Source organism: Pseudomonas rossensis (assembly GCF_039888995.1).
GTDB lineage: Bacteria > Pseudomonadota > Gammaproteobacteria > Pseudomonadales > Pseudomonadaceae > Aquipseudomonas > Aquipseudomonas rossensis.
Genome location: NZ_JBBWCB010000093.1, coordinates 1 through 22,318, shown reverse-complemented (window position 1 = coordinate 22,318; position 22,318 = coordinate 1). Strand labels below are relative to the sequence as shown.

At 59.8% G+C, this 22,318-nt stretch carries 23 protein-coding genes and 1 pseudogene; 14 read left to right on the top strand and 10 right to left on the bottom strand.

What is annotated here, in order from left to right; genetic code table 11:
• Positions 1–63: 63 nt before the first annotated feature.
• Both WLY71_RS21600 and WLY71_RS21595 read right to left on the bottom strand, forming a co-directional pair.
• On the bottom strand, positions 64–1,248 hold the full coding sequence (locus WLY71_RS21600) for a porin (RefSeq protein ID WP_347805155.1): 1,185 nt from the start codon (positions 1,246–1,248) through the stop codon (positions 64–66).
• Between the two features lie 209 nt (positions 1,249–1,457).
• Entirely contained in the window at positions 1,458–2,264 is an 807-nt protein-coding gene (locus WLY71_RS21595; protein WP_347805154.1) for a sulfite exporter TauE/SafE family protein, read from the bottom strand.
• 161 nt (positions 2,265–2,425) lie between these two features.
• Between WLY71_RS21595 and WLY71_RS21590 the strand changes: the two genes are divergently transcribed.
• Positions 2,426–3,289, top strand: coding sequence for an MBL fold metallo-hydrolase (locus WLY71_RS21590; protein WP_347805153.1), 864 nt, complete (start codon positions 2,426–2,428; stop codon positions 3,287–3,289).
• Between the two features lie 115 nt (positions 3,290–3,404).
• Here WLY71_RS21590 and bkdR read toward each other — a convergent pair whose 3' ends face one another.
• Positions 3,405–3,890, bottom strand: a complete 486-nt coding sequence (bkdR, locus tag WLY71_RS21585; RefSeq protein WP_046048920.1) for a Bkd operon transcriptional regulator BkdR — start codon at positions 3,888–3,890, stop codon at positions 3,405–3,407.
• A 185-nt stretch (positions 3,891–4,075) separates the two neighbouring features.
• Between bkdR and WLY71_RS21580 the strand changes: the two genes are divergently transcribed.
• From WLY71_RS21580 to WLY71_RS21560, 5 genes are all read left to right on the top strand, one after another.
• Entirely contained in the window at positions 4,076–5,311 is a 1,236-nt protein-coding gene (locus WLY71_RS21580) for a 3-methyl-2-oxobutanoate dehydrogenase (2-methylpropanoyl-transferring) subunit alpha (protein ID WP_347805152.1), read from the top strand.
• A gap of 1 nt (position 5,312) precedes the next feature.
• Entirely contained in the window at positions 5,313–6,371 is a 1,059-nt protein-coding gene (locus WLY71_RS21575; RefSeq protein WP_347805151.1) for an alpha-ketoacid dehydrogenase subunit beta, read from the top strand.
• On the top strand, positions 6,372–7,643 hold the full coding sequence (locus WLY71_RS21570) for a dihydrolipoamide acetyltransferase family protein (protein ID WP_347805150.1): 1,272 nt from the start codon (positions 6,372–6,374) through the stop codon (positions 7,641–7,643). It abuts the gene before it with no gap.
• A gap of 3 nt (positions 7,644–7,646) precedes the next feature.
• Positions 7,647–9,032 (top strand): dihydrolipoyl dehydrogenase, encoded by a 1,386-nt coding sequence (gene lpdA / locus WLY71_RS21565; RefSeq protein WP_347805149.1) that lies wholly within the window; start codon positions 7,647–7,649, stop codon positions 9,030–9,032.
• 317 nt (positions 9,033–9,349) lie between these two features.
• Positions 9,350–10,369, top strand: a complete 1,020-nt coding sequence (locus tag WLY71_RS21560) for a branched-chain amino acid aminotransferase (RefSeq protein WP_076031364.1) — start codon at positions 9,350–9,352, stop codon at positions 10,367–10,369.
• Between the two features lie 100 nt (positions 10,370–10,469).
• Here the strand turns inward: WLY71_RS21560 and WLY71_RS21555 are convergent, their stop codons facing one another.
• On the bottom strand, positions 10,470–11,384 hold the full coding sequence (locus tag WLY71_RS21555) for a LysR substrate-binding domain-containing protein (protein ID WP_347805148.1): 915 nt from the start codon (positions 11,382–11,384) through the stop codon (positions 10,470–10,472).
• A 105-nt stretch (positions 11,385–11,489) separates the two neighbouring features.
• Here WLY71_RS21555 and WLY71_RS21550 point away from each other — a divergent pair, with 105 nt between their 5' ends.
• Positions 11,490–12,098, top strand: a complete 609-nt coding sequence (locus WLY71_RS21550) for a LysE family translocator (RefSeq protein ID WP_347805147.1) — start codon at positions 11,490–11,492, stop codon at positions 12,096–12,098.
• Here WLY71_RS21550 and WLY71_RS21545 read toward each other — a convergent pair.
• Complete coding sequence (locus WLY71_RS21545) at positions 12,095–12,859, bottom strand: ArsR/SmtB family transcription factor (protein ID WP_347805146.1); 765 nt, start codon at positions 12,857–12,859, stop codon at positions 12,095–12,097. The genes WLY71_RS21550 and WLY71_RS21545 overlap by 4 nt on opposite strands.
• A gap of 82 nt (positions 12,860–12,941) precedes the next feature.
• Between WLY71_RS21545 and WLY71_RS21540 the strand changes: the two genes are divergently transcribed.
• Entirely contained in the window at positions 12,942–14,096 is a 1,155-nt protein-coding gene (locus WLY71_RS21540) for a cytochrome P450 (protein ID WP_347805145.1), read from the top strand.
• 133 nt (positions 14,097–14,229) lie between these two features.
• Here WLY71_RS21540 and WLY71_RS21535 read toward each other — a convergent pair whose 3' ends face one another.
• Both WLY71_RS21535 and WLY71_RS21530 read right to left on the bottom strand, forming a co-directional pair.
• The gene (locus WLY71_RS21535) at positions 14,230–14,706 is read right to left on the bottom strand and encodes an MEKHLA domain-containing protein (protein ID WP_347805144.1); all 477 of its coding nucleotides are present in this window, start codon (positions 14,704–14,706) and stop codon (positions 14,230–14,232) included.
• Positions 14,707–14,787: 81 nt separating this feature from the next.
• Positions 14,788–15,270 carry a LysR family transcriptional regulator gene (locus tag WLY71_RS21530; RefSeq protein ID WP_347805143.1) on the bottom strand — a complete coding sequence of 161 codons (483 nt, stop codon included), beginning with the start codon at positions 15,268–15,270 and terminating at the stop codon, positions 14,788–14,790.
• A gap of 139 nt (positions 15,271–15,409) precedes the next feature.
• On the opposite strand from WLY71_RS21530, the pseudogene WLY71_RS21525 reads away from it, so the two are divergent.
• Together WLY71_RS21525 and WLY71_RS21520 are read left to right on the top strand one after the other, a co-directional pair.
• Positions 15,410–16,132 (top strand): annotated as a pseudogene (locus WLY71_RS21525) (pyridoxal-phosphate dependent enzyme); the annotation flags it as partial.
• Positions 16,133–16,340: 208 nt separating this feature from the next.
• Positions 16,341–16,676 (top strand): hypothetical protein, encoded by a 336-nt coding sequence (locus WLY71_RS21520; RefSeq protein WP_347805142.1) that lies wholly within the window; start codon positions 16,341–16,343, stop codon positions 16,674–16,676.
• 104 nt (positions 16,677–16,780) lie between these two features.
• Here WLY71_RS21520 and WLY71_RS21515 read toward each other — a convergent pair whose 3' ends face one another.
• Entirely contained in the window at positions 16,781–17,119 is a 339-nt protein-coding gene (locus WLY71_RS21515) for an FKBP-type peptidyl-prolyl cis-trans isomerase (RefSeq protein WP_347805141.1), read from the bottom strand.
• Between the two features lie 146 nt (positions 17,120–17,265).
• On the opposite strand from WLY71_RS21515, the gene WLY71_RS21510 reads away from it, so the two are divergent.
• The 3 genes from WLY71_RS21510 to WLY71_RS21500 all read left to right on the top strand — a co-directional run bounded on the left by WLY71_RS21510 (position 17,266) and on the right by WLY71_RS21500 (position 19,826).
• Complete coding sequence (locus WLY71_RS21510) at positions 17,266–18,330, top strand: M4 family metallopeptidase (RefSeq protein WP_347805140.1); 1,065 nt, start codon at positions 17,266–17,268, stop codon at positions 18,328–18,330.
• Positions 18,327–18,650: a protealysin inhibitor emfourin gene (locus WLY71_RS21505; protein ID WP_347805139.1), complete on the top strand. Its 324-nt coding sequence runs from the start codon at positions 18,327–18,329 to the stop codon at positions 18,648–18,650. The genes WLY71_RS21510 and WLY71_RS21505 overlap by 4 nt, the downstream gene beginning before the upstream one ends.
• A 102-nt stretch (positions 18,651–18,752) precedes the next feature.
• Positions 18,753–19,826 carry a diguanylate cyclase domain-containing protein gene (locus tag WLY71_RS21500; protein ID WP_347805138.1) on the top strand — a complete coding sequence of 358 codons (1,074 nt, stop codon included), beginning with the start codon at positions 18,753–18,755 and terminating at the stop codon, positions 19,824–19,826.
• A 5-nt stretch (positions 19,827–19,831) separates the two neighbouring features.
• Here the strand turns inward: WLY71_RS21500 and WLY71_RS21495 are convergent, their stop codons facing one another.
• Together WLY71_RS21495 and WLY71_RS21490 are read right to left on the bottom strand one after the other, a co-directional pair.
• On the bottom strand, positions 19,832–20,296 hold the full coding sequence (locus WLY71_RS21495) for a hypothetical protein (RefSeq protein ID WP_347805137.1): 465 nt from the start codon (positions 20,294–20,296) through the stop codon (positions 19,832–19,834).
• A 100-nt stretch (positions 20,297–20,396) separates the two neighbouring features.
• Positions 20,397–20,705 carry an RcnB family protein gene (locus WLY71_RS21490; RefSeq protein WP_347805136.1) on the bottom strand — a complete coding sequence of 103 codons (309 nt, stop codon included), beginning with the start codon at positions 20,703–20,705 and terminating at the stop codon, positions 20,397–20,399.
• A 156-nt stretch (positions 20,706–20,861) separates the two neighbouring features.
• Here WLY71_RS21490 and WLY71_RS21485 point away from each other — a divergent pair.
• The coding region (locus WLY71_RS21485; protein WP_347805135.1) for a monovalent cation:proton antiporter-2 (CPA2) family protein at positions 20,862–22,318 on the top strand (1,457 nt) is incomplete at its 3' end.

Sequence of the window (22,318 nt, the reverse complement as noted above, 5' to 3'; positions counted from 1 at the left end):
GCCGAACGCTGCCTCGCGGTGCTCGACAGCTGCTACAGATCGGGTATGGCTCTGGTCGCGGGGTTACCAGGTCAGCACAGCCCCCACCGCAAAGGTGTCGGTGTCTTCGTCCTGGGCATTGGTGTCGTGGCCGTTGATTGCGAACTGGTTGTACTCGGCCACCAGCTTGAGGTTGTCGTTGACGTCATGGAACAGCGCGATGCCGCGTGTTTCGTAGTCCGCGCCGCTGCCGACCACGCCATTGCCGTCGTCGTTGGTCTTGCCGTAAGACAAGGCCAACCGGTTCTTGCCCAGTTTGTAGGACCCCTGCAGCAGGTAACCGTCACTGTCGACGTTGCGCAGGGTCGGTTCGCCGGCGTTGTTGGTGAAGAACGGGTTGATGCCCTTGGCCTGGAAGCCGGAGCCGGTGAGGGACAAGCCGCCCATTTTCGCCTGCACGCCATAGCCGACGCCTTTGGAGGTGACGGACTCGACGGTGGAATCGGTATTGTCCGACGTCTGGTAGCTGCCGTTGACCCAGCTGTAGATCTTCGCCCCGGCAACGTCGAACTGATAGGTGATCTCGCTCTCGGTGCGCGGATTCTCCTGATACGCCTTGCCCAATGGACTGCTGTCGTTGGTGTCCACCGGATCCATGATCCCCACCGCCACCCGCAAGCCCTCCATCACCGGCGTGCGATAGGTAATCTGCGACGTCGGGAACGGGTACGGATAGCCCGTGCCGATGTTGCCGAACGACACACCGCCACCGTCCACCAGCCCCAGGGAATCGCTGACCTGGCCGTAACCGGCGAGCATTTCATCCAGCAGGATGTTGGAGCGGGCGAACAGGCCGAAGTCCTTGCCGATCAGCACTTCGCCCCACTCCGGGTTGGCCACGGTGCCGTAGAACTGCCGCACGTCGATGGCGGTATCGGTGCCGTTGGTTTCGCTGTCGTTGATGGTCACCCAGAAGGAGGACCGGGCGCCGAGCTTGAGGTCATCGACCTGCTTGCTCATGTTGAAGCCCAGGTAGTTGGGCAGAAAACCCATTTTGACCCGCGCCTGCTTCCGGTCGAACTGGTCGCCGGCACGGTCCACATCGCTGTTCACATAGAAGGCGTTGATGTAGCCGTCGGTGGAAAACGTGGTCTGGTCCTTGTCGTACAGCATGATCTCGGCCTCGGCCATCGAGCTCAAACCGAGGGTCGACAGGCTGGCGATGAAGGCAGGCAAGAAACGATGCTTGATGTTCTTATTGTTGTGCATGACGCGCTCCGCAGCGGGGGACTGGATGTCGGAGGCGATTATCGAAAGCTGACCGGCGGCGTCATACGCTGCCTTGGAGGCGGTTTTGAAGTGCTTTGGAGTGGCAGGTTATGCGCGGCAAGTTCGGTGTAAGACCGTCCGTCGACGAGGCTCGGAACTTTGGGTGTACGCCTGTGGGACGGACTGGCGTCCACAAGAATTGGTACTCGCTAGCCACCCGCTCTAAACAGCATGTAAGCGGCGACCACGACACAGATGCTGGCGAAGCCGATCTGCAAACCCCGGGCCGGTACTCTCGCGCAAAGTCTTCGGCCGATGATCATGCCGACGATGCTCGCGACGATAAACGCCGCGCCCAAACCGTCGATTCGCACCCCGGCCTGAAACGCGCCAATCACGCCGATGGCGGAAATCAGGCTGATCACCATCAACGACGTGGCGACGATTCCGCGCATCTGCACATCGGTCAGTTGCTTGAATGCCGGGACGATCAGGAAGCCGCCGCCCACCCCGAGCAGCCCGGAGACCACACCGGTCACCGCGCCCAGTGCTGCGAGGGTCGCGGTGCACTTGGCGGTCCAGGAAAAGCGCCCGGTCTGCTGATCGAGCATGCAGTTCTTCTGGCCCCAGTTGGCGTGCCCGTGGTCGCTTGGACCTTCGTCCTGGCGCTCACGACGCAGCATCCGCCAGGCCACCATGACCATCAGCAGGCTGAACAGGATCATCAGGATTTTTTCCGGCAACTGATGGGCGAAGTAGATGCCGACCGGCGAAAAAACCGCCCCCAGCAGGGCGATCAGCAAGGCTGCGCGATAACGCACCAGACCATGGCGCAACCCGTCAATGGCGCCGACAGCCGCCGCACTGCCCACCGCGAACAGCGCGACCGGCGCGGCCTGGGTCATGGTCAAACCCAGCCCCAACACCAACGCCGGCACCGCAAGAATCCCGCCACCGGCCCCGGTTAAACCGAGTACCAACCCCATCACCACGCCAAAGAAACTCGCCAGCAACATAAAACACTCGTGATCTGCAAAAAAAAGCCGGGAGCGCCCGGTATCGATGACTGACAGGATAGAGCCCGCGCAGCTTTTTTCATTAATTGAATTGATCCGGGCTGGTCAGCGTAGGGAAAATGAAACTACCCTCATGACTTGTCCAGAAAGAAACGGCCACCATGCCCGCCTTGATTGAAGCTTTTTTAGACCCTGCCTCGTCGACCTTCAGCTACGTCATCTACGAGCACGATGGCGGGCACTGCGCCATCGTCGACCCTGTGCTCGACTACGACCCCGCCGCCGGGCGAACCGCCACCACCCAGGCCGACAAGATCATCGCCTTCGTTCGCCAACATCAGCTGCAGGTGCAATGGCTGCTGGAAACCCACGCCCATGCCGATCACCTGTCCGCCGCGCCTTATCTGCGTCGGGAACTGGGCGGGAAGATTGCGATTGGGCAGTCGATCAGCAAGGTTCAGGGCGTGTTCAAGACCCTGTTCAACCTTGAGCCGGAATTCTGTATCGATGGTTCGCAGTTCGATCACCTGTTCGCGCCAGATGAATCGTTCCGCATCGGCAATCTGAAAGCCACGGCGCTGCACGTGCCCGGCCACACGCCAGCGGACATGGCTTATCTGATCGACAGCGATGTGATTCTGGTGGGCGATACGCTATTCATGCCGGACGTGGGCACCGCGCGCTGCGACTTCCCCGGCGGTAACGCCAATCAGATGTTTGCTTCGATTCACAAGCTGCTGGCTTTCCCTGCCGGCGTTCGACTTTATGTCTGCCACGATTACCCGCCCGAGGATCGTGAACCGCAGTGCATGAGTACGGTGGGCGAGCAGCGCAAAAGCAACATTCATATCCATGACGGTATCGACGAAGCCGCGTTCGTCGCCATGCGCACCCAGCGCGATGCGGGGTTGGGCATGCCGACGCTGTTACTGCCGGCGATTCAGGTGAATGTGCGGGCGGGGAATTTGCCGCCGGCCGAGGTCAATGGCGTGACCTATCTGAAAATCCCCCTAAACAAACTTTAAGATCAAAAGATCGCAGCCTGCGGCAGCTCCTACATTGACCGGGTACGACCGTGATCTTGCGGATGGTCCAAACCCGGTAGGAGCTGGCGAAGCCTGCGATCTTTTGATCTTGCCGTCAGGCCAGGGTCAATCCGTTGGCCGGCAACGGCAGCGCCGTTTTATAGCGCACCTGCTTGAGCGCAAAGCTCGAACGGATGTTTGCGACGCCGGGGACTTTGGTGAGGAAGTCCATCATGAAGCGCTCCAGCGACTGAATGGTCGGCACCAGCACCCGAATCAAATAGTCCGGGTCGCCGGCCATCAAATAGCACTCCATCACTTCCGGGCGATCCGAGATCGCCTCCTCGAAATGCTGCAACGCCTCCTCCACCTGTTTTTCCAGGCTGACGTGAATGAACACGTTGACGTGCAGCCCCAGCAGCTCGGCATCCAGCAGGGTCACTTGCTCGCGAATCAGGCCCAATTCTTCCATCGCCTTGACCCGGTTGAAGCACGGGGTTGGCGACAGGTTGACCGAGCGTGCGAGGTCGGCGTTGGTGATGCGCGCGTTCTCCTGAAGGCTGTTCAAAATGCCGATATCGGTACGGTCCAGTTTGCGCATGAGACAAAACCACCTGTTTTTTATGTTTATGCAGATTTTTTATCCTCAAATGATCGCCAACGCAACGAAACAGAGAGAAATATTCTTCTTGGCCCGGCCTATGATTGTTGTAGGACAAGATTTCTTTCATCGAAGAATGACCGTCAGCTCACTACAAGAAATTCACAAGATCGAGCGTAGAAGCCATGAACCAAGCGTACGAACCGCTGCAACTGCACGTTCCCGAACCATCGGGCCGTCCTGGCTGCAAAACCGACTTCTCCTACCTGCGGCTGACCGACGCGGGCACGGTGCGCAAACCCCCAATCGACGTTGAACCGGCCGACACGGCTGATCTGGCCAAGGGCCTGATTCGCGTGCTCGATGACGAGGGCAATGCCCTCGGTCCTTGGGGCGAAGGCGTGCCGGTCGAGATCCTGCGTAAAGGCATGCGCGCCATGCTCAAGACGCGGATCTTCGACAACCGCATGGTCGTCGCCCAGCGTCAGAAAAAAATGTCGTTCTACATGCAGAGCCTTGGCGAAGAAGCCATCGGCAGCGCCCAGGCCCTGGCCTTGAACATCGACGACATGTGCTTCCCCACCTACCGTCAGCAAAGCATTCTGATGGCGCGCGAAGTGCCGCTGGTGGACCTGATCTGCCAACTGCTGTCCAACGAGCGTGATCCGCTCAAGGGACGTCAGCTGCCGATCATGTATTCGGTCAAAGACTTCGGCTTCTTCACTATTTCCGGCAACCTCGCCACCCAATTCGTACAAGGCGTGGGCTGGGGCATGGCCTCGGCGATCAAGGGCGACACCAAAATCGCCTCGGCCTGGATCGGCGACGGCGCTACCGCTGAATCCGACTTCCACACCGCCCTCACCTTCGCCCACGTTTACCGTGCACCAGTGATCCTCAACGTGGTCAACAACCAGTGGGCGATCTCCACGTTCCAGGCGATTGCCGGTGGTGAAGCGACTACCTTTGCCGGTCGTGGCGTCGGTTGCGGCATTGCCTCCCTGCGGGTCGATGGCAACGATTTCGTCGCGGTCTACGCCGCCTCTGCCTGGGCTGCTGAACGCGCCCGCCGCAACCTCGGCCCGACCATGATCGAATGGGTCACCTACCGCGCCGGTCCACACTCGACTTCTGATGATCCATCCAAATACCGTCCTGCCGACGACTGGAGCTACTTCCCGTTGGGCGACCCGATTGTGCGTCTGAAGCAGCACCTGGTGAAAATCGGTCAGTGGTCCGAAGAGGAACACGTCGCCGTCAGCGCCGAACTCGAAGCCGAAGTGATCGCCGCGCAGAAAGAAGCCGAGCAGTACGGCACCCTCGCCGGCGGCCAGATTCCGAGCGCCGCGACCATGTTCGAAGACGTCTACAAAGAGATGCCGGAGCACTTGAAGCGCCAGCGTCAAGAGTTGGGGATCTGACATGAACGATCACAACAACAAAATCGAGTTGGAAACCGCCATGACCACGACCACCATGACCATGATCCAGGCCCTGCGCTCGGCCATGGATGTGATGCTTGAGCGTGACGACAACGTCGTGGTGTTCGGCCAGGACGTCGGCTACTTCGGCGGCGTGTTCCGTTGCACCGAAGGCCTGCAGAGCAAGTACGGCACCTCCCGGGTGTTCGACGCACCGATCTCCGAAAGCGGCATCGTCGGCGTCGCCGTCGGTATGGGTGCTTATGGTCTGCGGCCGGTTGCCGAGATCCAGTTCGCCGATTACGTTTACCCGGCGTCGGACCAGATCATTTCCGAAGCCGCCCGCCTGCGTTATCGCTCGGCCGGCGAGTTCACCGCGCCGATGACCCTGCGCATGCCTTGCGGCGGCGGCATCTACGGCGGCCAGACGCACAGCCAGAGCATCGAAGCGATGTTCACCCAGGTCTGCGGTTTACGCACGGTCATGCCGTCCAACCCTTACGACGCCAAAGGCTTGTTGATCGCCTCCATCGAAAACGATGACCCGGTGATCTTCCTCGAGCCAAAACGCCTGTACAACGGCCCGTTCGACGGTCACCACGAACGCCCGGTTACCCCGTGGTCGAAACACCCGGCCGCGCAAGTGCCGGACGGTTACTACACCGTGCCGCTGGACGTGGCCGCCATCACCCGCCCGGGCAAGGACGTGACCATCCTGACTTACGGCACCACCGTTTACGTGTCGCAAGTGGCGGCTGAAGAAACCGGTATCGACGCTGAAGTCATCGACCTGCGCAGCCTGTGGCCGCTTGACCTGGACACCATCGTCAAGTCGGTGAAGAAAACCGGCCGCTGCGTGATCGTTCACGAAGCGACCCGCACCTGCGGTTTCGGCGCCGAACTGGTCGCCCTGGTGCAAGAGCACTGCTTCCACTACCTGGAAGCGCCTATCGAACGCGTCACCGGTTGGGACACTCCCTACCCGCACGCACAAGAGTGGGCGTATTTCCCTGGTCCGTCCCGAGTGGGCGCGGCTTTGCATCGGGTTATGGAGGTCTGAATGGGCACGCACGTTATTAAAATGCCGGACATTGGTGAAGGCATTGCAGAAGTTGAATTGTCGGTTTGGCACGTCAAAGTCGGCGACATGGTCGTTGAAGATCAGGTACTCGCCGATGTCATGACTGACAAGGCGATGGTCGACATCCCGTCGCCGGTGAACGGCAAGGTGATTGCGCTGGGCGGTGTGCCGGGCGAAGTCATGGCGGTTGGCAGCATCCTGATCAGCATTGAAGTCGAAGGCGCGGGCAACGTTAAAGAGTCGGCTCAGCCTGCACCTGTTAAAGAAGCGCCGGTTGCGGCACCGAAAGTTGCAGCTGCTGTTGAAAGCAAACCGGTTGCCGCTGCAGCGCCGCGAACTGCCGTATGCCAAGGTCCGATGGTCGCTCGCGAAGCTGATGAGCGTCCGCTGGCCTCCCCGGCCGTGCGTAAACATGCGCTGGACCTCGGCATTCAATTGCGTCTGGTGCGTGGCACCGGCCCTGCCGGTCGGGTGCTGCACGAAGACCTCGACGCCTATTTGGCCCAGGGTCAGCAGCCGCAATCCACCGCTGCCGCCGCTTACGCCCAGCGTAATGACGAAGAACAAATCCCGGTCATCGGCATGCGCCGCAAGATCGCCCAGCGTATGCAGGACGCCACTCAGCGCGCCGCTCACTTCAGTTACGTCGAGGAAATCGACGTCACCGCCGTGGAAGAACTGCGCGCTCATCTGAACGAAAAACACGGCGCGACCCGCGGCAAGCTGACCTTGTTGCCGTTCCTGGTCCGCGCATTGGTCGTTGCCCTGCGCGACTTCCCGCAGATCAACGCCCGTTACGACGACGAAGCCCAGGTCATCACCCGCCTCGGCGCCGTGCACGTGGGCATCGCCACCCAAGCCGACATCGGTTTGATGGTGCCGGTAGTCCGTCACGCCGAAACCCGCAGCCTGTGGGACAGCGCTCAGGAAATTTCTCGCCTCGCTACCGCTGCCCGTAATGGCAAGGCCAGCCGCGATGAGCTGTCCGGCTCGAGCATCACCCTGACCAGCCTCGGCGCCTTAGGCGGTATCGTCAGCACCCCGGTGCTGAACCTGCCGGAAGTGGCGATCGTGGGCGTCAACAAAATCGTCGAACGCCCGATGGTCGTCAAAGGCCAGATCGTGATTCGCAAGATGATGAACCTCTCCAGCTCCTTCGATCACCGCGTGGTCGATGGCATGGACGCGGCGCAATTCATCCAGGCCATTCGTGGCTTGCTCGAACAACCCGCCACCCTGTTTGTGGAGTAAGTCATGCAACAGACTTTGAACACCACGCTGCTGATCATCGGCGGCGGCCCTGGCGGTTATGTGACGGCGATTCGTGCCGGTCAGCTGGGGATCTCGACCATTCTGGTTGAAGGCGAATCATTGGGCGGCACTTGCCTGAACATCGGCTGCATTCCGTCCAAGGCGTTGATCCACGTCGCCGAACAGTTTCACCAGACGCAGCATCACAGCCAGCATTCGGCGTTGGGCATCAGCGTGTCGGCGCCGACGCTCGATATCAGCAAGAGTGTCGAGTGGAAGGACGGCATCGTTGATCGCCTGACCACCGGCGTGTCGGCATTGCTGAAAAAGAACAAAGTCCAGGTCATTCAAGGCTGGGCCAAAGTCGTTGACGGCAAGACCGTGGACGTCGGCGACACGCGCATTCAGTGCGAGCACCTGGTGCTGGCCACCGGTTCGAAAAGCGTGAACCTGCCGATGCTGCCGATTGGCGGGCCGATCATCTCCTCCACCGAAGCCCTGGCGCCGACGTCCGTGCCGAAACGGCTGATCGTGGTCGGTGGCGGTTACATCGGTCTGGAGCTGGGGATTGCCTATCGCAAGCTCGGTGCCGAGGTCAGCGTGGTCGAGGCCCAGGATCGCATCCTGCCGGCCTACGATGCAGAACTGACGCAGCCTGTGCATGACGAACTGAAGAAGCTCGGTATAAAGCTTTACTTGAAGCACAGCGTCCAAGGCTTTGATTCTGTTAGCAATACACTGCAAGTTCTTGACCCGAACGGTGACACCCTGAACCTGGAAACCGATCAGGTGCTGGTGGCCGTTGGCCGCAAACCGAACACTCAAGGCTGGAACCTCGAAGGTTTGAACCTGGACATGAACGGCTCGGCGATCAAGATCGACAACCGCTGCCAGACCAGTATGCGCAAAGTGTATGCCATCGGCGACCTGAGCGGCGAACCGATGCTCGCGCACCGGGCCATGGCTCAGGGCGAGATGGTTGCCGAACTGATCAGCGGTAAATCCCGCGAGTTCAACCCCACTGCCATTGCCGCCGTGAGCTTTACCGACCCGGAACTGGTGGTGGTCGGCAAGACACCGGACGACGTCAAGGCTGCGGGTCTGGACTGCATCGTTTCCAGCTTCCCGTTTGCGGCCAATGGTCGGGCGATGACGTTGGAATCGAAAAGCGGTTTCGTGCGGGTCGTGGCGCGGCGTGACAATCATGTGATTGTCGGCTGGCAGGCGGTCGGTGTGGGCGTGTCGGAATTGTCGACGGCGTTCGGTCAGAGCCTGGAAATGGGCGCCCGGCTGGAAGACATTGCCGGCACCATCCACGCGCATCCGACCTTGGGCGAGGCTGTGCAGGAAGCGGCGTTGCGGGCCCTTGGTCATGCGCTGCACCTCTAAAACCAGACGCAAACCCTTGTAGCAGCTGACGAGCAACGCGAGGCAGCGTTCGGCGACGAAGTCGTCGCAAAACCTGCCACCGCGTGCTTTCAGGCGTAGCGAGTCAGCCGGAATACGACGGCTTCGCCGCCGAACGCTGCCTCGCGGTGCTCGACAGCTGCTACATCGGGTGCATCGGGTGCATCGGGTGCATCGATGGTCGCAGAGATTGAATTCCGGCTGCGAAATCGCCGCGGAATGAAGTATTGTTGTCCCCATCCAGAAAAACGTCAGAAGCCTTGAACCGTTTCGGCGGTTGTTAAGTGATAGAGGGTGTCATGGGTAACGAAAGCATCAATTGGGACAAGTTGGGTTTTGACTACATCAAGACAGACAAGCGCTATCTGTCGCACTGGCGTAATGGCGAGTGGGACAAAGGCACCCTGACCGAAGACAATGTGCTGCACATCAGCGAAGGTTCCACTGCCCTTCACTATGGCCAGCAATGCTTCGAAGGGCTGAAGGCCTATCGTTGCAAGGACGGTTCGATCAACCTGTTCCGCCCGGACCAGAACGCCGCACGCATGCAACGCAGCTGCGCGCGCCTGCTGATGCCACAGGTGTCCACCGAACAGTTCGTCGAAGCCTGCAAGGAAGTGGTCCGCGCCAACGAGCGTTTCATCCCGCCTTACGGCACCGGCGGCGCGCTGTATCTGCGTCCGTTCGTGATTGGCGTGGGTGACAACATCGGTGTGCGTACCGCCCCCGAGTTCATCTTCTCGATCTTCGCCATCCCGGTCGGCGCTTACTTCAAGGGCGGCCTGACCCCGCACAACTTCCTGATCTCCAGCTACGACCGCGCCGCCCCACAAGGCACCGGTGCAGCCAAAGTCGGTGGTAACTACGCGGCCAGCCTGATGCCAGGTTCCCAGGCCAAGAAAGCCCACTTCGCCGACTGCATCTACCTGGACCCGATGACCCACACGAAAATCGAAGAAGTCGGCTCGGCCAACTTCTTCGGGATCACCCACGACAACAAGTTCGTGACCCCGAACTCGCCGTCGGTCCTGCCGGGCATCACCCGTCTGTCGTTGATCGAGCTGGCAAAATCGCGTCTGGGCCTGGAAGTGGTCGAAGGCGACGTGTTCATCGACAAGCTGTCCGACTTCAAGGAAGCCGGTGCTTGCGGTACTGCCGCGGTGATCACCCCGATCGGCGGCATCAGCTACAACGACAAACTGCACGTGTTCCACAGCGAAACCGAAGTCGGCCCGGTCACCCAGAAGCTCTACAAAGAGCTGACAGGTGTACAGACCGGCGACATCGAAGCGCCAGCGGGTTGGATCGTCAAGGTTTGATCCAGCGCTTCAGGCACTAAAAAAGCCCACCCCTCGCGAATGCGTCGGGTGGGCTTTTTGTTGGCCGGTCGTTTTTCAGCGCCGGTCACTTGCAGGCGAATCACCTTGCGATCAACCGCCCCTCCTGACCAGCATCCGCTTCGATCCGGGCAAACAACCACTCCACAAACACCTGTGTCTGCACCGTGACGTCCGGCGCAACACCGTAGTAATAACGCGGCAACGGCATTCGCAATTCGGGCAACGGGCAGATCAGGCGACCGCTCGAGAGGTGGGTGCCCAGCAAAGAGGTCGGGCACAAGGCAATGCCCTGTCCTTCCACGGCGGCCTCAAGCACGAGGTGCATGTGATCAAACTGCCGGGAGACCTGAGTGGCTGACTGGGTTTGACCAAAATGCAGGGCCCAGTTGTGCCAATCTTCGCGACGCGCCTTGGCGGTCAGTAACGTGTGCCGGCTCAGGGACGCGAGGTCTTCAAGGGCCAGGCGCTCGATCAGCGAGGGTGCCGCGACCAGCAACAGTTCGTCTTCGAAGAGGGCTCGCGCCTCAATTGCCGGTGCCCAGTCGTCACGACCACGGCGAATGACGATGTCGAACCCGTCGCGTGCATGATCGGGTGCCTGGGTTTGGGTAATCACTTGCGGTTTGATGTCCGGGTGCTGCGCAATGAAATCCGCCAGCCTGGGCGTTAGCCAAAGCATGGCAAAGGACGGACGGACATTGATCTTCACGGTCGGCAGCGAGGCATGTTGCTTAAGCGCAGCAGCGGCGTTGGCGATCTGCGCCAGCCCGGCGCTGACCTGCTCATAAAAACGCTGGCCGGCCGGCGTCAGCACCGATTGACGGATACGCCGCTCGAACAGCAGCACACCCAGGTGCTCCTCAAGCAATTTGATGTGCCGGCTGACGGCACTGTGACTGACATGCAGCTCTTCGGCCGCCAGGCTGAAACTCTGATGACGAGCAGCAACAGCGAAGGCGCGAACAGCATTAAGCGGCGGTAGTGGATTCATCATGCGTCTAATTTAGTCACCTATGCGCCGCAATTAAAGCGTTTGTCACGCCCACGTCGTCACGCCAATCTGCCCGCATGCAGCCAGCGCCACCTGACGGAGCAAGACATGAACAGCTACGGACTCTTTCTACTGTTTGCCACCCTGACCATTTTGAGTCCAGGGCCTGGCGTGGTCCTGACCCTGTCCAACGCGGTGCGCCACGGCTGGACGGGGGCCGTGCCGGGCATTCTGGGGATCGCGTCGGGAGCGTTTATCGTCGCCGCCATCAGCGCCACCAGTGTCGGCCTGATTCTCAGCACCTCCGCCAACGCCTTTACCGCATTGAAATACGCAGGGGCTGCCTATTTGTTGTACCTGGGTTACAAAAGCTGGCGCTCGGCTGGTTTCAGCACGCGGCTTGAAACGCGCCCCTCAAGCCCGGGCTATCGCTTTCTTGAAGCGGCTTCCATCCAGTTTTTGAACCCCAAGGCAGTGTTTTTCTTTCTGGCGGTGTTCCCGCAATTCATCGACACCTCGGCGCACTTCTCCACCCAGTTTTTCAAGCTGGTCGCCTCCTACGGCGTACTGGTGATTCTGGTGCATGGCAGCTATGCGTTGCTCGCCAATGCTGCCAAAGGCTGGTTGTCGAGCCCGAAGGGTTCCTGGCTGGCGGCGAAAGTCTCGGGCGTGACCTTCGCCGGTTTCGGCGTGCTGATGGCCTCGGCCAGTCGCTAAGGCGCAGAACTGGCGACCACTCGGCGTCTGGTCTCGGTGGAAGCGGGTTGTGTTGTCGATACCTGAACCGGCAGTTCAACGGCAAACCGGCTGCTGAGTTCCTTTCGCCCCGTCGCCGTCAACGCCAGCGCGCGGCTGTCCAGGTCCTGAGTCACCCATTTGCGCTTGATCGCCGTTTGCAACAACGCCGCCCCCAACGAACCGCCCAGATGCGGCCGACGCATGCTCCAGTCCAGACATGGGCAGGCGAAGCGGCGACGCAGCGTGCTCAAGTCCTTGACCTCGATACCCAACCCTTCAAACAACACCTCCCCGCTGTCGCTCAGTTGATAGACCTGTTCATCGGTTTCCAGCAGCCACCCCGCTTCGATCATCCGGTCATGCAGCAGCACCGCCAACGTGCCGGCCATGTGGTCGTAGCAAGTGCGGGCGAATTTCAGGCGATCCGGGGTACGCGAATTGAAGGTCGGCGCAGCGTTCTGGCCGATCACCATCAACGCTTCCAGCGCCTGGGCGACGCGCTTGTCCGTCAGGCTGTAATAGCGATGTCGGCCCTGCACGTGCAGCCGCACCAGCGCCAATTCCTTGAGTTTGGCCAGGTGCGCACTGGTGGTGGAGGCGCTGACTTCGGCAATCGCCGCCAACTCGGTGCTGGTGCGGGCGTGGCCGTCCATCAGCGAACAGAGGATTTTCGTCCGGGCCGGTTCCGCGATCGCCGCAGCCACCTGAGAGACGCCGATATCGTGCTGTTCTACGTTCATATTTCGCTCCCGGACGAATCAAGGCTCTTTCGGACTGGAGATAGTAGCAACACTTTTCCAACCACGAACAAGGCTGCGACCCATGGACCCGATCATCGCTGCGACTCATGCCGATCCTTATCCCTATTACGCGCTACTGCGCGCGGAGGGCGGGCTGGTTTTTCACCAAGGACTGAAAGTGTGGGTGGCGAGTAGCGCCCGAGCCGTTGCGGCCGTGCTGGCGCATCCTGACTGTCATGTCCGGCCGTCCCACGAACCGGTGCCCAAGGCGATTGTTGGCGGGATGGCCGGCAAGGTCTTTGGTCAGTTGATGCGGATGAATGAGGGCGAACGACAGCGTTGCCCAAGGTCGGCGATTCAACCGGAGCTGGCGTTGATTGATGTCGCTGAAGTCAATGCGCTGGTCCGCGCTCGCCTGGTCACTCCGGGCGCCGATGGGTTGTACAAGGCGATGTTCCGCGGGCCGGTTTGCGTGGTGGCTGCATTGCTGGGGTTCTCTCCGGCTCAGGGCCGGGCTATCAGCGTGCTGACCGGGGACTTCGTCGCGTGCCTGTCGCCCCTTGGCGATCAGGCGCAACTGGCTACAGCGCACGTTGCGGCGGAACACTTGAGCGGCTATTTCGTTGAGCTGCTGGATGACCCTAGCAATCAGAGCGCCCTGCTCGCCGGGATCCGCGAGCGCTTCGCGGCAACCTCTAGCGACTCTGAAATGTTGATCGCCAACCTGATCGGGTTGTTTTCCCAGACCTATGAAGCCACCGCCGGGCTGATCGGCAATGCGCTGTTGGCGTTGATTCAAAACCCGTCGTTGCACAGCGAATCGACACCCGTTGAAGACTTGATCGCTGAAGTTCAGCGCTTCGACCCATCGGTGCAGAACACCCGCCGGTTTGTCGCTGCACCTTGTGAAATCGAGGGGGTGAGCCTGAACCCCGGCGACGTGATTCTGGTGCTGCTGGCTTCGGCTAATCGTGATCCGCTGCTCAATGACCATCCCGACGTCTTTCTTCTTGATCGTCCAGACCGGCGTAGCTTCACCTTTGGTGCGGGACGGCATCAATGTCCGGGGCAGTTGTTGGCGTTGAGTATTGCCAGCGCCACGTTGAGGGAGATTCTGGCAATGAAACCCGCGCTAGACCAATTGGAATGGCACTACCGCCGTTCCCTCAACGGCCGCATTCCGCTCTTCAGCGACCGCGTCATCGTTCATCGCGAGCAAGCTCGCTCCCACAGTTGATGGGTGTCGCACACAGTATTCGTGATCGACAAGAATCCCCTGTGGAAGCGAGCTTGCTCCGGGCGGCGATCCGACGAAGGCGGCCTGACAAACGATGCTTCATTTCCTACGTGCCCAGCAGGCTACATCCAAATCAATCAACCCGACCAACACGCTCCGCATCCGGCCAGAACAGTGCCGCCTGCCCCCGATGCTCACCGTGCTGATCGATCAGCGTCCAGACTTTGCATTCGTGAATCATGAAGGCATTGCCATCCCGATCCACCCGATAACCGCTGTAGCCGTGAGCAATCCCGTTGGCCGTGACCTGCTCCAGCAACGTCTGGCGCATGGCTCGGTCCAGTGGCGAAGCGCTGAACCGTGACGGCATGCCGAGGAATTGCGAGCGAGGGTATTTGAAACAGGCCATCGTCTGTTCATTGGCGTAGAAGAAGCAAGGATCGGCTTCAGTGCCGTGGGCCAGCAGGCTGTAAGGCGCGTGCGCGTGCAACCAGTGCAAGCGCTCAGGTCCGCTCAGCGACTCAGGGGCTGGCAGGCTTTGGCCGGTCCAGCGCCGGTAAGCTTCGTCCAGCAGTTGAACCGCAGCTACATATTCGTTGATTGACGACACGCGCCCTCCCACGCAAAGGCGTTGGTTTTTGATGCGCCGTAGCCTATCGAAACCCTGCTGAAAAATTCGCATCCGCAACGGTCACGCCAGTCGCTGCGCAACAAAATCGATAAAGGCTTTCATTTTGGGCAGTGATTTACGCGAGCGCGGATACACCATCTGTACCGGCTTGGTCGGTGGAGTATAGGCGTCCAGGATCCGCACGAGTTCGCCGTTGGCCAGCGTGGCCGACACCAGAGGACCGACCAATGACACACCAAGGGTCATCGGTGCGGTGATTCGCAACAGGCCACTGGGCTCCGGGCTCGACGCCTCCACCCGGCTGAACGCGTACTTCACCTGCTCCAGTGCCCGCTTGGCTTCTTCATAAAACAACCGCCCTTCCCCGATGATGGATTGCCGCCGGGTGGTGCGTTGAATCAGCTGGGTGTTGAGGGTTTTCTCCAGGCTCTGGATATGCCGTCCAACCATGACCGCCGACATCCCGATGTCACTGGCCGCATCGGCGAAGCTGCCCGCCTCGACCACGGCGACGAAAACTTCCCTTTGCCTGAGTTTGCTCATGACCATGCCTTGTGAAGGGAGGAAACGGAACGCTTGATTAAGTACATCAGGTTAAAGGTGTAATAACCGGCAATGCGTTTATCACGAAGGGCGTTCTCCATAGAGTCACATTATAAATGTGAACAACGAGGCTCCATTGATGCAAACCCTACTGGACACGTCACTGAGTTCTTTTGCGCGGGCAGAGCTCCTGCAAGGCCCCACGCCCATTCAGCACGCCGAACGCCTCGAACAACTGCTGGGCTTGAAGCCGCAGGGAATCGGCCTGTTTCTCAAGCGCGACGATCATATGCTGATTGGCGGTGGCGGTAACAAACTGCGCAAACTCGAATTCCATATCGGCGTAGCCCTGGCGGCCGGAGTCGACAAGGTGATCACCGTGGGAGGCATTCAGTCCAATCATGCGCGCCTGACCGCCGCGGTGTGTGCTCGCCTGGGCCTTGCCTGCGAACTGATCCTGACCCGCGTGGTACCCAAAACCGATGTAGATTACGAACTCAACGGCAACGTTCTGCTCGACCAGTTGTTTGGCGCAAACCTACAGGTGCTTGCCGGGGGCAGCGACTCACTCGCCGTGGCCGAAACACGGGCCGCGCAACTTCGGGATTCGGGGCACAACGTGCTGGTGATTCCCACCGGTGGCTCAACGCCTCTGGGCAGTCTCGGTTATGCGCGTTGCGCAGCGGAGATCGCGCAGCAGGAGACGGAACTCGGCCTCACCTTCAATCAAGTCGTGGTGCCCAACGGCAGCGCCGGCACCCACGCCAGGCTCGCGGCGGGCTTCCAGTTGCTGGGCCGAGGCACCTCGATCGTAAAATCCTATTCGGTTTTGTCCGATCGAGACACGTCAGCGGCCAGAACCTGGATAATTCGGTACAGGTAAAACCTACATCGGAACGCAGGATTGGTATTGACCCCAAAACCAACGAGTTTGTCGTCTTTGATCATACGGGAGGGGACGACTACCACGGACATGTCAGAGCATGGAACAAACTCCATCAAGATATGAAAAATGTATTGATCAAGGCAAAAAAAGCCGACACCAAGGGAAACATCCTGGGAGCTAAACAGTGAGTCTTATCTACCACGATCCGTCGATTAGCCATGACGAAGCAATCAATCTCTTTGATAGCGGCTTAGAAAGGAACATTGTCACCGCGCTGATTTCCATCGGATTAAATGAGCAAGACAGTGCCTGGGCTCAGACCATTTGCCTGAAACATCTCGAGAGTGGTACTCAGTCGGTGGCTGCGGCAGCAATCACCGCACTCGGCCATGTAGCCCGCAGATTCGGTGAGCTTGAAATGCAAGCCGTGATGCCCGCCCTTGATTCCGTAAAAGGAAAATTTCCTGCACTTGAAGCCACAGTTGCTGACACGCTCGACGATATTGAAATGTTCACCTGACTCGCTAAATCAAAACCAGAAATCACCCTCCCAACAAATAAAAACCCCACCATTTCTTCTAACAGAGATGGCGGGGTTCGCCATTTCAGCCCACATCCAACAAATCAATCATCTCGCGTGAGCACTTCCAGCAATTCAATCTCGAAGATCAGGTTCGAATTCGGCGTGATCGCTCCCATCGTCCGCTCGCCATAGGCCAGATGCGCCGGCACCAGCAACTTGCGCTTGCCGCCGACCTGCATGCCCATAATCCCCTGATCCCAACCCTTGATCACCCGACCCGTGCCAATCACGCACTGGAAAGGTTTACCCCGGCTGTAGGAAGAATCGAATTCAGTCCCGTCTTCCAGCCAGCCGCGGTATTGGGTGGTAATCAGCGCGCCTTTGACGGCGGCTTTGCCGTCGCCCGGCTCAAGGTCAATGATTTGCAACTCGTCGTTCATGATTCCTACTCGTTCACTGTCGCCCAGTGATTGGGGCGCGGACGGAGGTTTTCGCAGAAACCGGCGCGCAAGGCAATCCACGGAACCGAAAGACCGTCATCCGGCTCACATGAATAACGACTTCGTATTCAGGAAAGGATGCTCTGATGACCGACTCATCACCGCTGTACAGTTTCATCCCGCCCTACATCCTCAACCGAATCATCGCCCACGGTTCCGACCGTCAGCGCTCCAGCGCGCAGACCACGCTGATCCATGTACGCCGTCTGCGGCACAATCCCGGCCCGCCATCGCGCCCACCCGCCAAAGCGATCCTGTCGCAGCCCGGCCGCCCCGGTCTGGCGCAACGCAGCATTCATGACGCGCAAGGCAAAATGCTTCTGCCGGGTATGCCTGTGCGACTTGAAGGCCAGGCGGCAACCGGCGATCCGGCGGTCGACGAGGCCTACGACGCAATGGGTGCCAGCTATGATTTCTTCTGGAAGGTGCTGGGTCGGGACTCCATCGACAACAAGGGTTTTGCCCTGATCGGCAGCGTGCATTACGGCCTGGATTACCAGAACGCGTTCTGGAACGGCGCGCAAATGGTGTTCGGCGACGGCGATGGCGAAATCTTCGAGCGCTTCACCCGCTCTCTGGATGTGATCGGCCACGAGTTGACGCACGGTGTGATCGAAAGCGAAGCCGGTCTGGTTTACACCAACCAGTCCGGGGCGCTGAACGACTCACTGTCCGACGTGTTCGGCGTGCTGATCAAACAGTTCGTGCTGGGCCAGGCCGCCGAAGAGGCTGACTGGTTGATCGGCGCCGACCTGCTGGCACCGCGCATCAAAGGTATCGGTTTACGCTCGATGGCCCACCCGGGCACGGCCTATGACGACCCGTTGCTTGGCAAGGATCCGCAACCGAATCACATGCGCAAGTTCGTCATCACCCAGGAAGACAACGGCGGTGTGCACATCAATTCGGGCATCCCCAATCGGGCGTTTTATCTGGCCGCGATGGCGCTGGGCGGTTTTGCCTGGGAAAAAGCCGGCCGCATCTGGTACGACACGCTGTGCGACAAACGCCTGAGTAGCGAAGCGACATTCAGTGCCTTCGCGCAACTGACTGTCGAGCATGCCCGGCAAGGATTTGGTGCAACGGCAGTCGAGGCGGTGCGACACGGCTGGTCTGAAGTGGGCGTCGACCTGACGCCGGAGGAACAATGAAAACCTTGCCAACACTGGACGATAACGCGGTGGTCTGTGTCTCCCGCCAGGGCGGCGTGGCGGCGATCCACACCTTGACCCGCCCCCGAGAGATCGAATTCGCCCAATGCAATGCCGACCAACGCACCCGCATTTGTTCGTTGCTCGAGGGTTGCCTGCTTATGACGAGTTCATCCGCCGGTCGGGGCGATCAGCGCTTCTATCAAATCGAAGTGCGCTACCGCAGCGGCGAACAGGACGACCGAATGGTGATGAAGGTGCCTGAAGATCAGGCGCCCGGGGAATTGGTGCATCTGTGGGACAAAGGTGAACTGCTATAAGTTGGCGCCCGTTGTAATAGAGGCTGATGATCGAGGGCCGTGTGAACTAACATAGGCACACCTCTCCCGATACGGCTGATACGCCACGATGGCGAAACCTGAATGAATGTGGACTGGACCAGCGCCGCCATCGGCTCAGTGATGCTTGCCATGATCGTCGCGTTGATCTGTCGCGAGCGCTCGCTACAAAAGCAGCTGGCCGAGTATCGCGTGCTGATCACCAGCCTGACTGACGGACAAAACATCCGTCAGGACGGTGACGCCGAACGCTTCAAGCGCAGCCAGTACTTCGCCCGTATCGGCACGTGGGACTGGGATGTCGACACCGACAAGCTCTACTGGTCGGACGCGATCTACGGCATGTTTGGCTTCAAGATCGACGAAGTAACGCCCTCCTACGCCCTGTTTTGCTCATGTGTTCACCCGGACGACCGGGCCAAGGTCCGGGCCGGGGAATTGCGTTGCCTGGAAACCGGCGACAACCATGACGAGGAATATCGGGTGGTCTGGCCCGACGGCACGATCCGCTGGCTTCGGGAAACCGGCAATGTGGTCAAGAACGACCAAGATGCAACGATCAAGATGATGGGCGTGGTACGCGATATCACCGAGGAAAAAGCCTCCGCCAGCTACCTGCAACACCTGGCGCACTTCGACCCGCTGACCGGTCTGCCCAATCGTCTGGTGCTCGAAGAGCGTCTGTCCGAAGCGCTGGAACAGGCGCGCATCAGCGCTACGAGGGTTGCGCTGGTATTTGTCGACCTCAATGGTTTCAAGGCAATCAACGACCATTACGGCCATGCCGCCGGCGACCGGGTACTGATCACCACCGCCACCCGACTGAAGAAAATCCTGCGTTCAACCGATACCGTCGCCCGGATCGGTGGCGACGAGTTTGTGGTCATCCTTCAAGGCCTGACCCAGGGCAACAGCCTGCAGGACGAAGCCCGCAGCATCTGCCAGAAAATCTTCGTCGAACTGTCGCCACCGGTGACCATCGGCAATGATCAACGACACATCGGTACCAGCCTGGGGGTCGCGGTGTTCCCGGACCATGCGCCGAGCATGGACCGGTTGATTCATATTGCGGATCTGGCGATGTATGAGGCGAAGCGCAGTGGGAATAATCAGTATCGGTTGGGTGAACAATCGATGAGCCATAGCCGGGTCGATTGACCCGTTCAGTCCTTGCGCTGGCCGAAAGGAATGCCGTTGAAGGTGTGGGTGCAGCAATGGCAGTAAGGCGTCATGCGCTCGGCTGTCAGCTCCGGATTGACGATCCGCAGACACCCTTGATCATCGACATACAAGCCGCTGAAGTAGCTCGACTCTCCCAGACACACCTGCTCCTTCCTTTCGTTTTCATGCAGAGCCACCATCCAGAACACCGGTTCAGGCCGATCGAGGCGAGCCACCGCTTCGCTGAAAACCTCATCCCATTGCCTACCGACGCGGGACAGCAAAAACCGGAACAGCGGCGTGTAATCGAACCCGTGCCGGCGAGTTCCATGCATCGAACCCCGTGACGCATCGTTGTTGATTTCATTCTTGGTATTGCGCTGATGCCGGTAATGGCCCGTGATCTCGTTACGCCAGACACCCCAAGTGCGGGTATTGATCTTGCGGTAGAGAGGTTTCTTTTCCAACAGGTAGCTCCTGACATCCAGTCAATGAAATCGCCGCTGAGCATTACCGGAACGGTGCGCAATTTCAATCAGCCTCCCATGGCCAATTATTGCTGTCGGTTTAACGCTCCACTGGCGTGATATCCACAATCGTCCCATTGGTGATCATCACCATCATGTACTTGTCATTGATCTGCACCCACTGCGCCTGCCCCTTCGGCGTTTTCAGGCCTTTCTGCTTCCAGTTGACCAGGGCCTTTTCGCTGCGCTGGTAAACGTCCGGGGCGCGGTCACCGACCACCAGCTGACGGTTGTTGTCGACCCCAGGCTGGACGGTTTTTTGCGGTGGGTCATCCGCTTGAACGATGGGGCTGATACCGGCAATGCCTGCGACAAGGGCGAGGCAGGCGATAAAGGTCTTGTTGTTCATCGGTGAACCTCCATTAATGTCTTGGTACCTGAAGTCCGACTACGCTGGCGCTGAATCATTCCTTATTGCTGCGATGATTGCGATTGCATTGGCTGACGCATGCATCTCAAGCCTTTATCCTGAGCGCCCCCGCCGCACCGAGTTCTGGAGTAAGCCATGCCCCATGAAGGCAACCTGTTGCAAGCCGCTGTCGTGTTTCTGTTCGCGGCCGTGCTCACCGTCCCCTTGGCCAAGCGCCTGCAACTGGGGGCGGTACTGGGTTATCTGTTTGCCGGCGTGATTATCGGGCCGTCGGTGCTGGGCTTGATTGGCAATCCGCAAAGCGTCAGCCACATTTCCGAACTCGGGGTGGTGTTGCTGCTGTTCATCATTGGTCTTGAACTGTCGCCGCGACGTTTGTGGGTGATGCGCAAATCGGTGTTCGGCGTGGGCCTGGCGCAAGTGCTGCTGACGGGCTCGGTGATTGGTGTGCTGGCGTTGTTCGTGTTCGGCCAACCGTTGAACAGCGCGATCGTGCTGGGCTTGGGCCTGGCGCTGTCGTCCACGGCGTTCGGCTTGCAAAGCCTGGCCGAACGCAAGGAACTGACCAGCCCCCACGGGCGCTTGGCGTTCGCGATTCTGCTGTTCCAGGACATCGCCGCTATCCCGTTGATCGCCATGGTGCCGTTGCTGGCGGGCGGCGATCACACCAGCAGCGCTGGCGAAGACCTCAATCACGGCTTGCGCGTGCTGGGCAGCATCGCGGTGGTGGTGATCGGCGGGCGGTATCTGCTGCGCCCAGTGTTCCGGGTGGTGGCCAAGACCGGTTTGCCGGAAGTCTCGACCGCCACTGCGTTACTGGTGGTGATCGGCACGGCGTGGCTGATGGACCTGGTCGGCGTGTCCATGGCGCTGGGGGCGTTCCTCGCCGGGTTGCTGCTGGCAGACTCCGAATACCGCCACGAACTGGAAGCGCAAATCGAGCCGTTCAAGGGATTGCTGCTGGGGCTGTTTTTCATCAGTGTCGGCATGGGCGCCAACCTGAGTCTGCTACTGAGCGCGCCGATCACGGTGCTGGGCCTGACCCTGTTGCTGATCGCAATCAAACTGCCGCTGCTGTTTGTTGTCGGTCGGCTGGCCGGTGGCCTGGGCAAGGTCAGTGCGATTCGCCTCGGCATCGTACTGGCCGCCGGTGGTGAGTTTGCCTTTGTGGTGTTCAAGATCGGCCGCGACCAGGGACTGTTCGAGCCGCGCCTGTACGACTTGCTGGTGCTGACCATCACCTTGTCCATGGCGGTGACGCCGCTGCTGTTGCTGGTGTGCGCAAGACTGGTCAGCCCCAAGGTTCAACCGGTGGTGGTGCCGGAGAAATTCCGCGAGATCGATACCGACACGCCGCGCGTGGTGATCGCCGGCATGGGCCGTATGGGGCAGATCGTTGCGCGGATTTTGCGCGCGCAGAACATCAAGTTCGTCGCCCTCGACACCTCGGTGGAAACCATCGAACTGTCGCGCAGCTTCGGCGGTGTGCCGGTGTTCTACGGCGACCCGATGCGCCCGGAGATCCTCAGTGCGGCCAAGGTCGAGCAGGCGGAATACTTTGTCATCGCCACCGACGACCCGGACACCAACAT

Bases quoted from the DNA above. Each gene is read 5' to 3' on its own strand.
- WLY71_RS21560 (WP_076031364.1), top strand. From the start codon at position 9,350: ATGGGTAACGAAAGCATCAATTGGGACAAGTTGGGTTTTGACTACATC.
- WLY71_RS21590 (WP_347805153.1), top strand. From the start codon at position 2,426: ATGCCCGCCTTGATTGAAGCTTTTTTAGACCCTGCCTCGTCGACCTTC.
- WLY71_RS21510 (WP_347805140.1), top strand. From the start codon at position 17,266: ATGACCGACTCATCACCGCTGTACAGTTTCATCCCGCCCTACATCCTC.
- WLY71_RS21550 (WP_347805147.1), top strand. From the start codon at position 11,490: ATGAACAGCTACGGACTCTTTCTACTGTTTGCCACCCTGACCATTTTG.
- WLY71_RS21555 (WP_347805148.1), bottom strand. From the start codon at position 11,384: ATGATGAATCCACTACCGCCGCTTAATGCTGTTCGCGCCTTCGCTGTT.
- WLY71_RS21595 (WP_347805154.1), bottom strand. From the start codon at position 2,264: ATGTTGCTGGCGAGTTTCTTTGGCGTGGTGATGGGGTTGGTACTCGGT.
- WLY71_RS21530 (WP_347805143.1), bottom strand. From the start codon at position 15,270: ATGAGCAAACTCAGGCAAAGGGAAGTTTTCGTCGCCGTGGTCGAGGCG.
- WLY71_RS21545 (WP_347805146.1), bottom strand. From the start codon at position 12,859: ATGAACGTAGAACAGCACGATATCGGCGTCTCTCAGGTGGCTGCGGCG.
- WLY71_RS21570 (WP_347805150.1), top strand. From the start codon at position 6,372: ATGGGCACGCACGTTATTAAAATGCCGGACATTGGTGAAGGCATTGCA.
- WLY71_RS21505 (WP_347805139.1), top strand. From the start codon at position 18,327: ATGAAAACCTTGCCAACACTGGACGATAACGCGGTGGTCTGTGTCTCC.
- WLY71_RS21600 (WP_347805155.1), bottom strand. From the start codon at position 1,248: ATGCACAACAATAAGAACATCAAGCATCGTTTCTTGCCTGCCTTCATC.
- WLY71_RS21580 (WP_347805152.1), top strand. From the start codon at position 4,076: ATGAACCAAGCGTACGAACCGCTGCAACTGCACGTTCCCGAACCATCG.
- WLY71_RS21575 (WP_347805151.1), top strand. From the start codon at position 5,313: ATGAACGATCACAACAACAAAATCGAGTTGGAAACCGCCATGACCACG.
- lpdA (WP_347805149.1), top strand. From the start codon at position 7,647: ATGCAACAGACTTTGAACACCACGCTGCTGATCATCGGCGGCGGCCCT.
- WLY71_RS21515 (WP_347805141.1), bottom strand. From the start codon at position 17,119: ATGAACGACGAGTTGCAAATCATTGACCTTGAGCCGGGCGACGGCAAA.
- bkdR (WP_046048920.1), bottom strand. From the start codon at position 3,890: ATGCGCAAACTGGACCGTACCGATATCGGCATTTTGAACAGCCTTCAG.
- WLY71_RS21540 (WP_347805145.1), top strand. From the start codon at position 12,942: ATGGACCCGATCATCGCTGCGACTCATGCCGATCCTTATCCCTATTAC.
- WLY71_RS21500 (WP_347805138.1), top strand. From the start codon at position 18,753: ATGAATGTGGACTGGACCAGCGCCGCCATCGGCTCAGTGATGCTTGCC.
- WLY71_RS21490 (WP_347805136.1), bottom strand. From the start codon at position 20,705: ATGAACAACAAGACCTTTATCGCCTGCCTCGCCCTTGTCGCAGGCATT.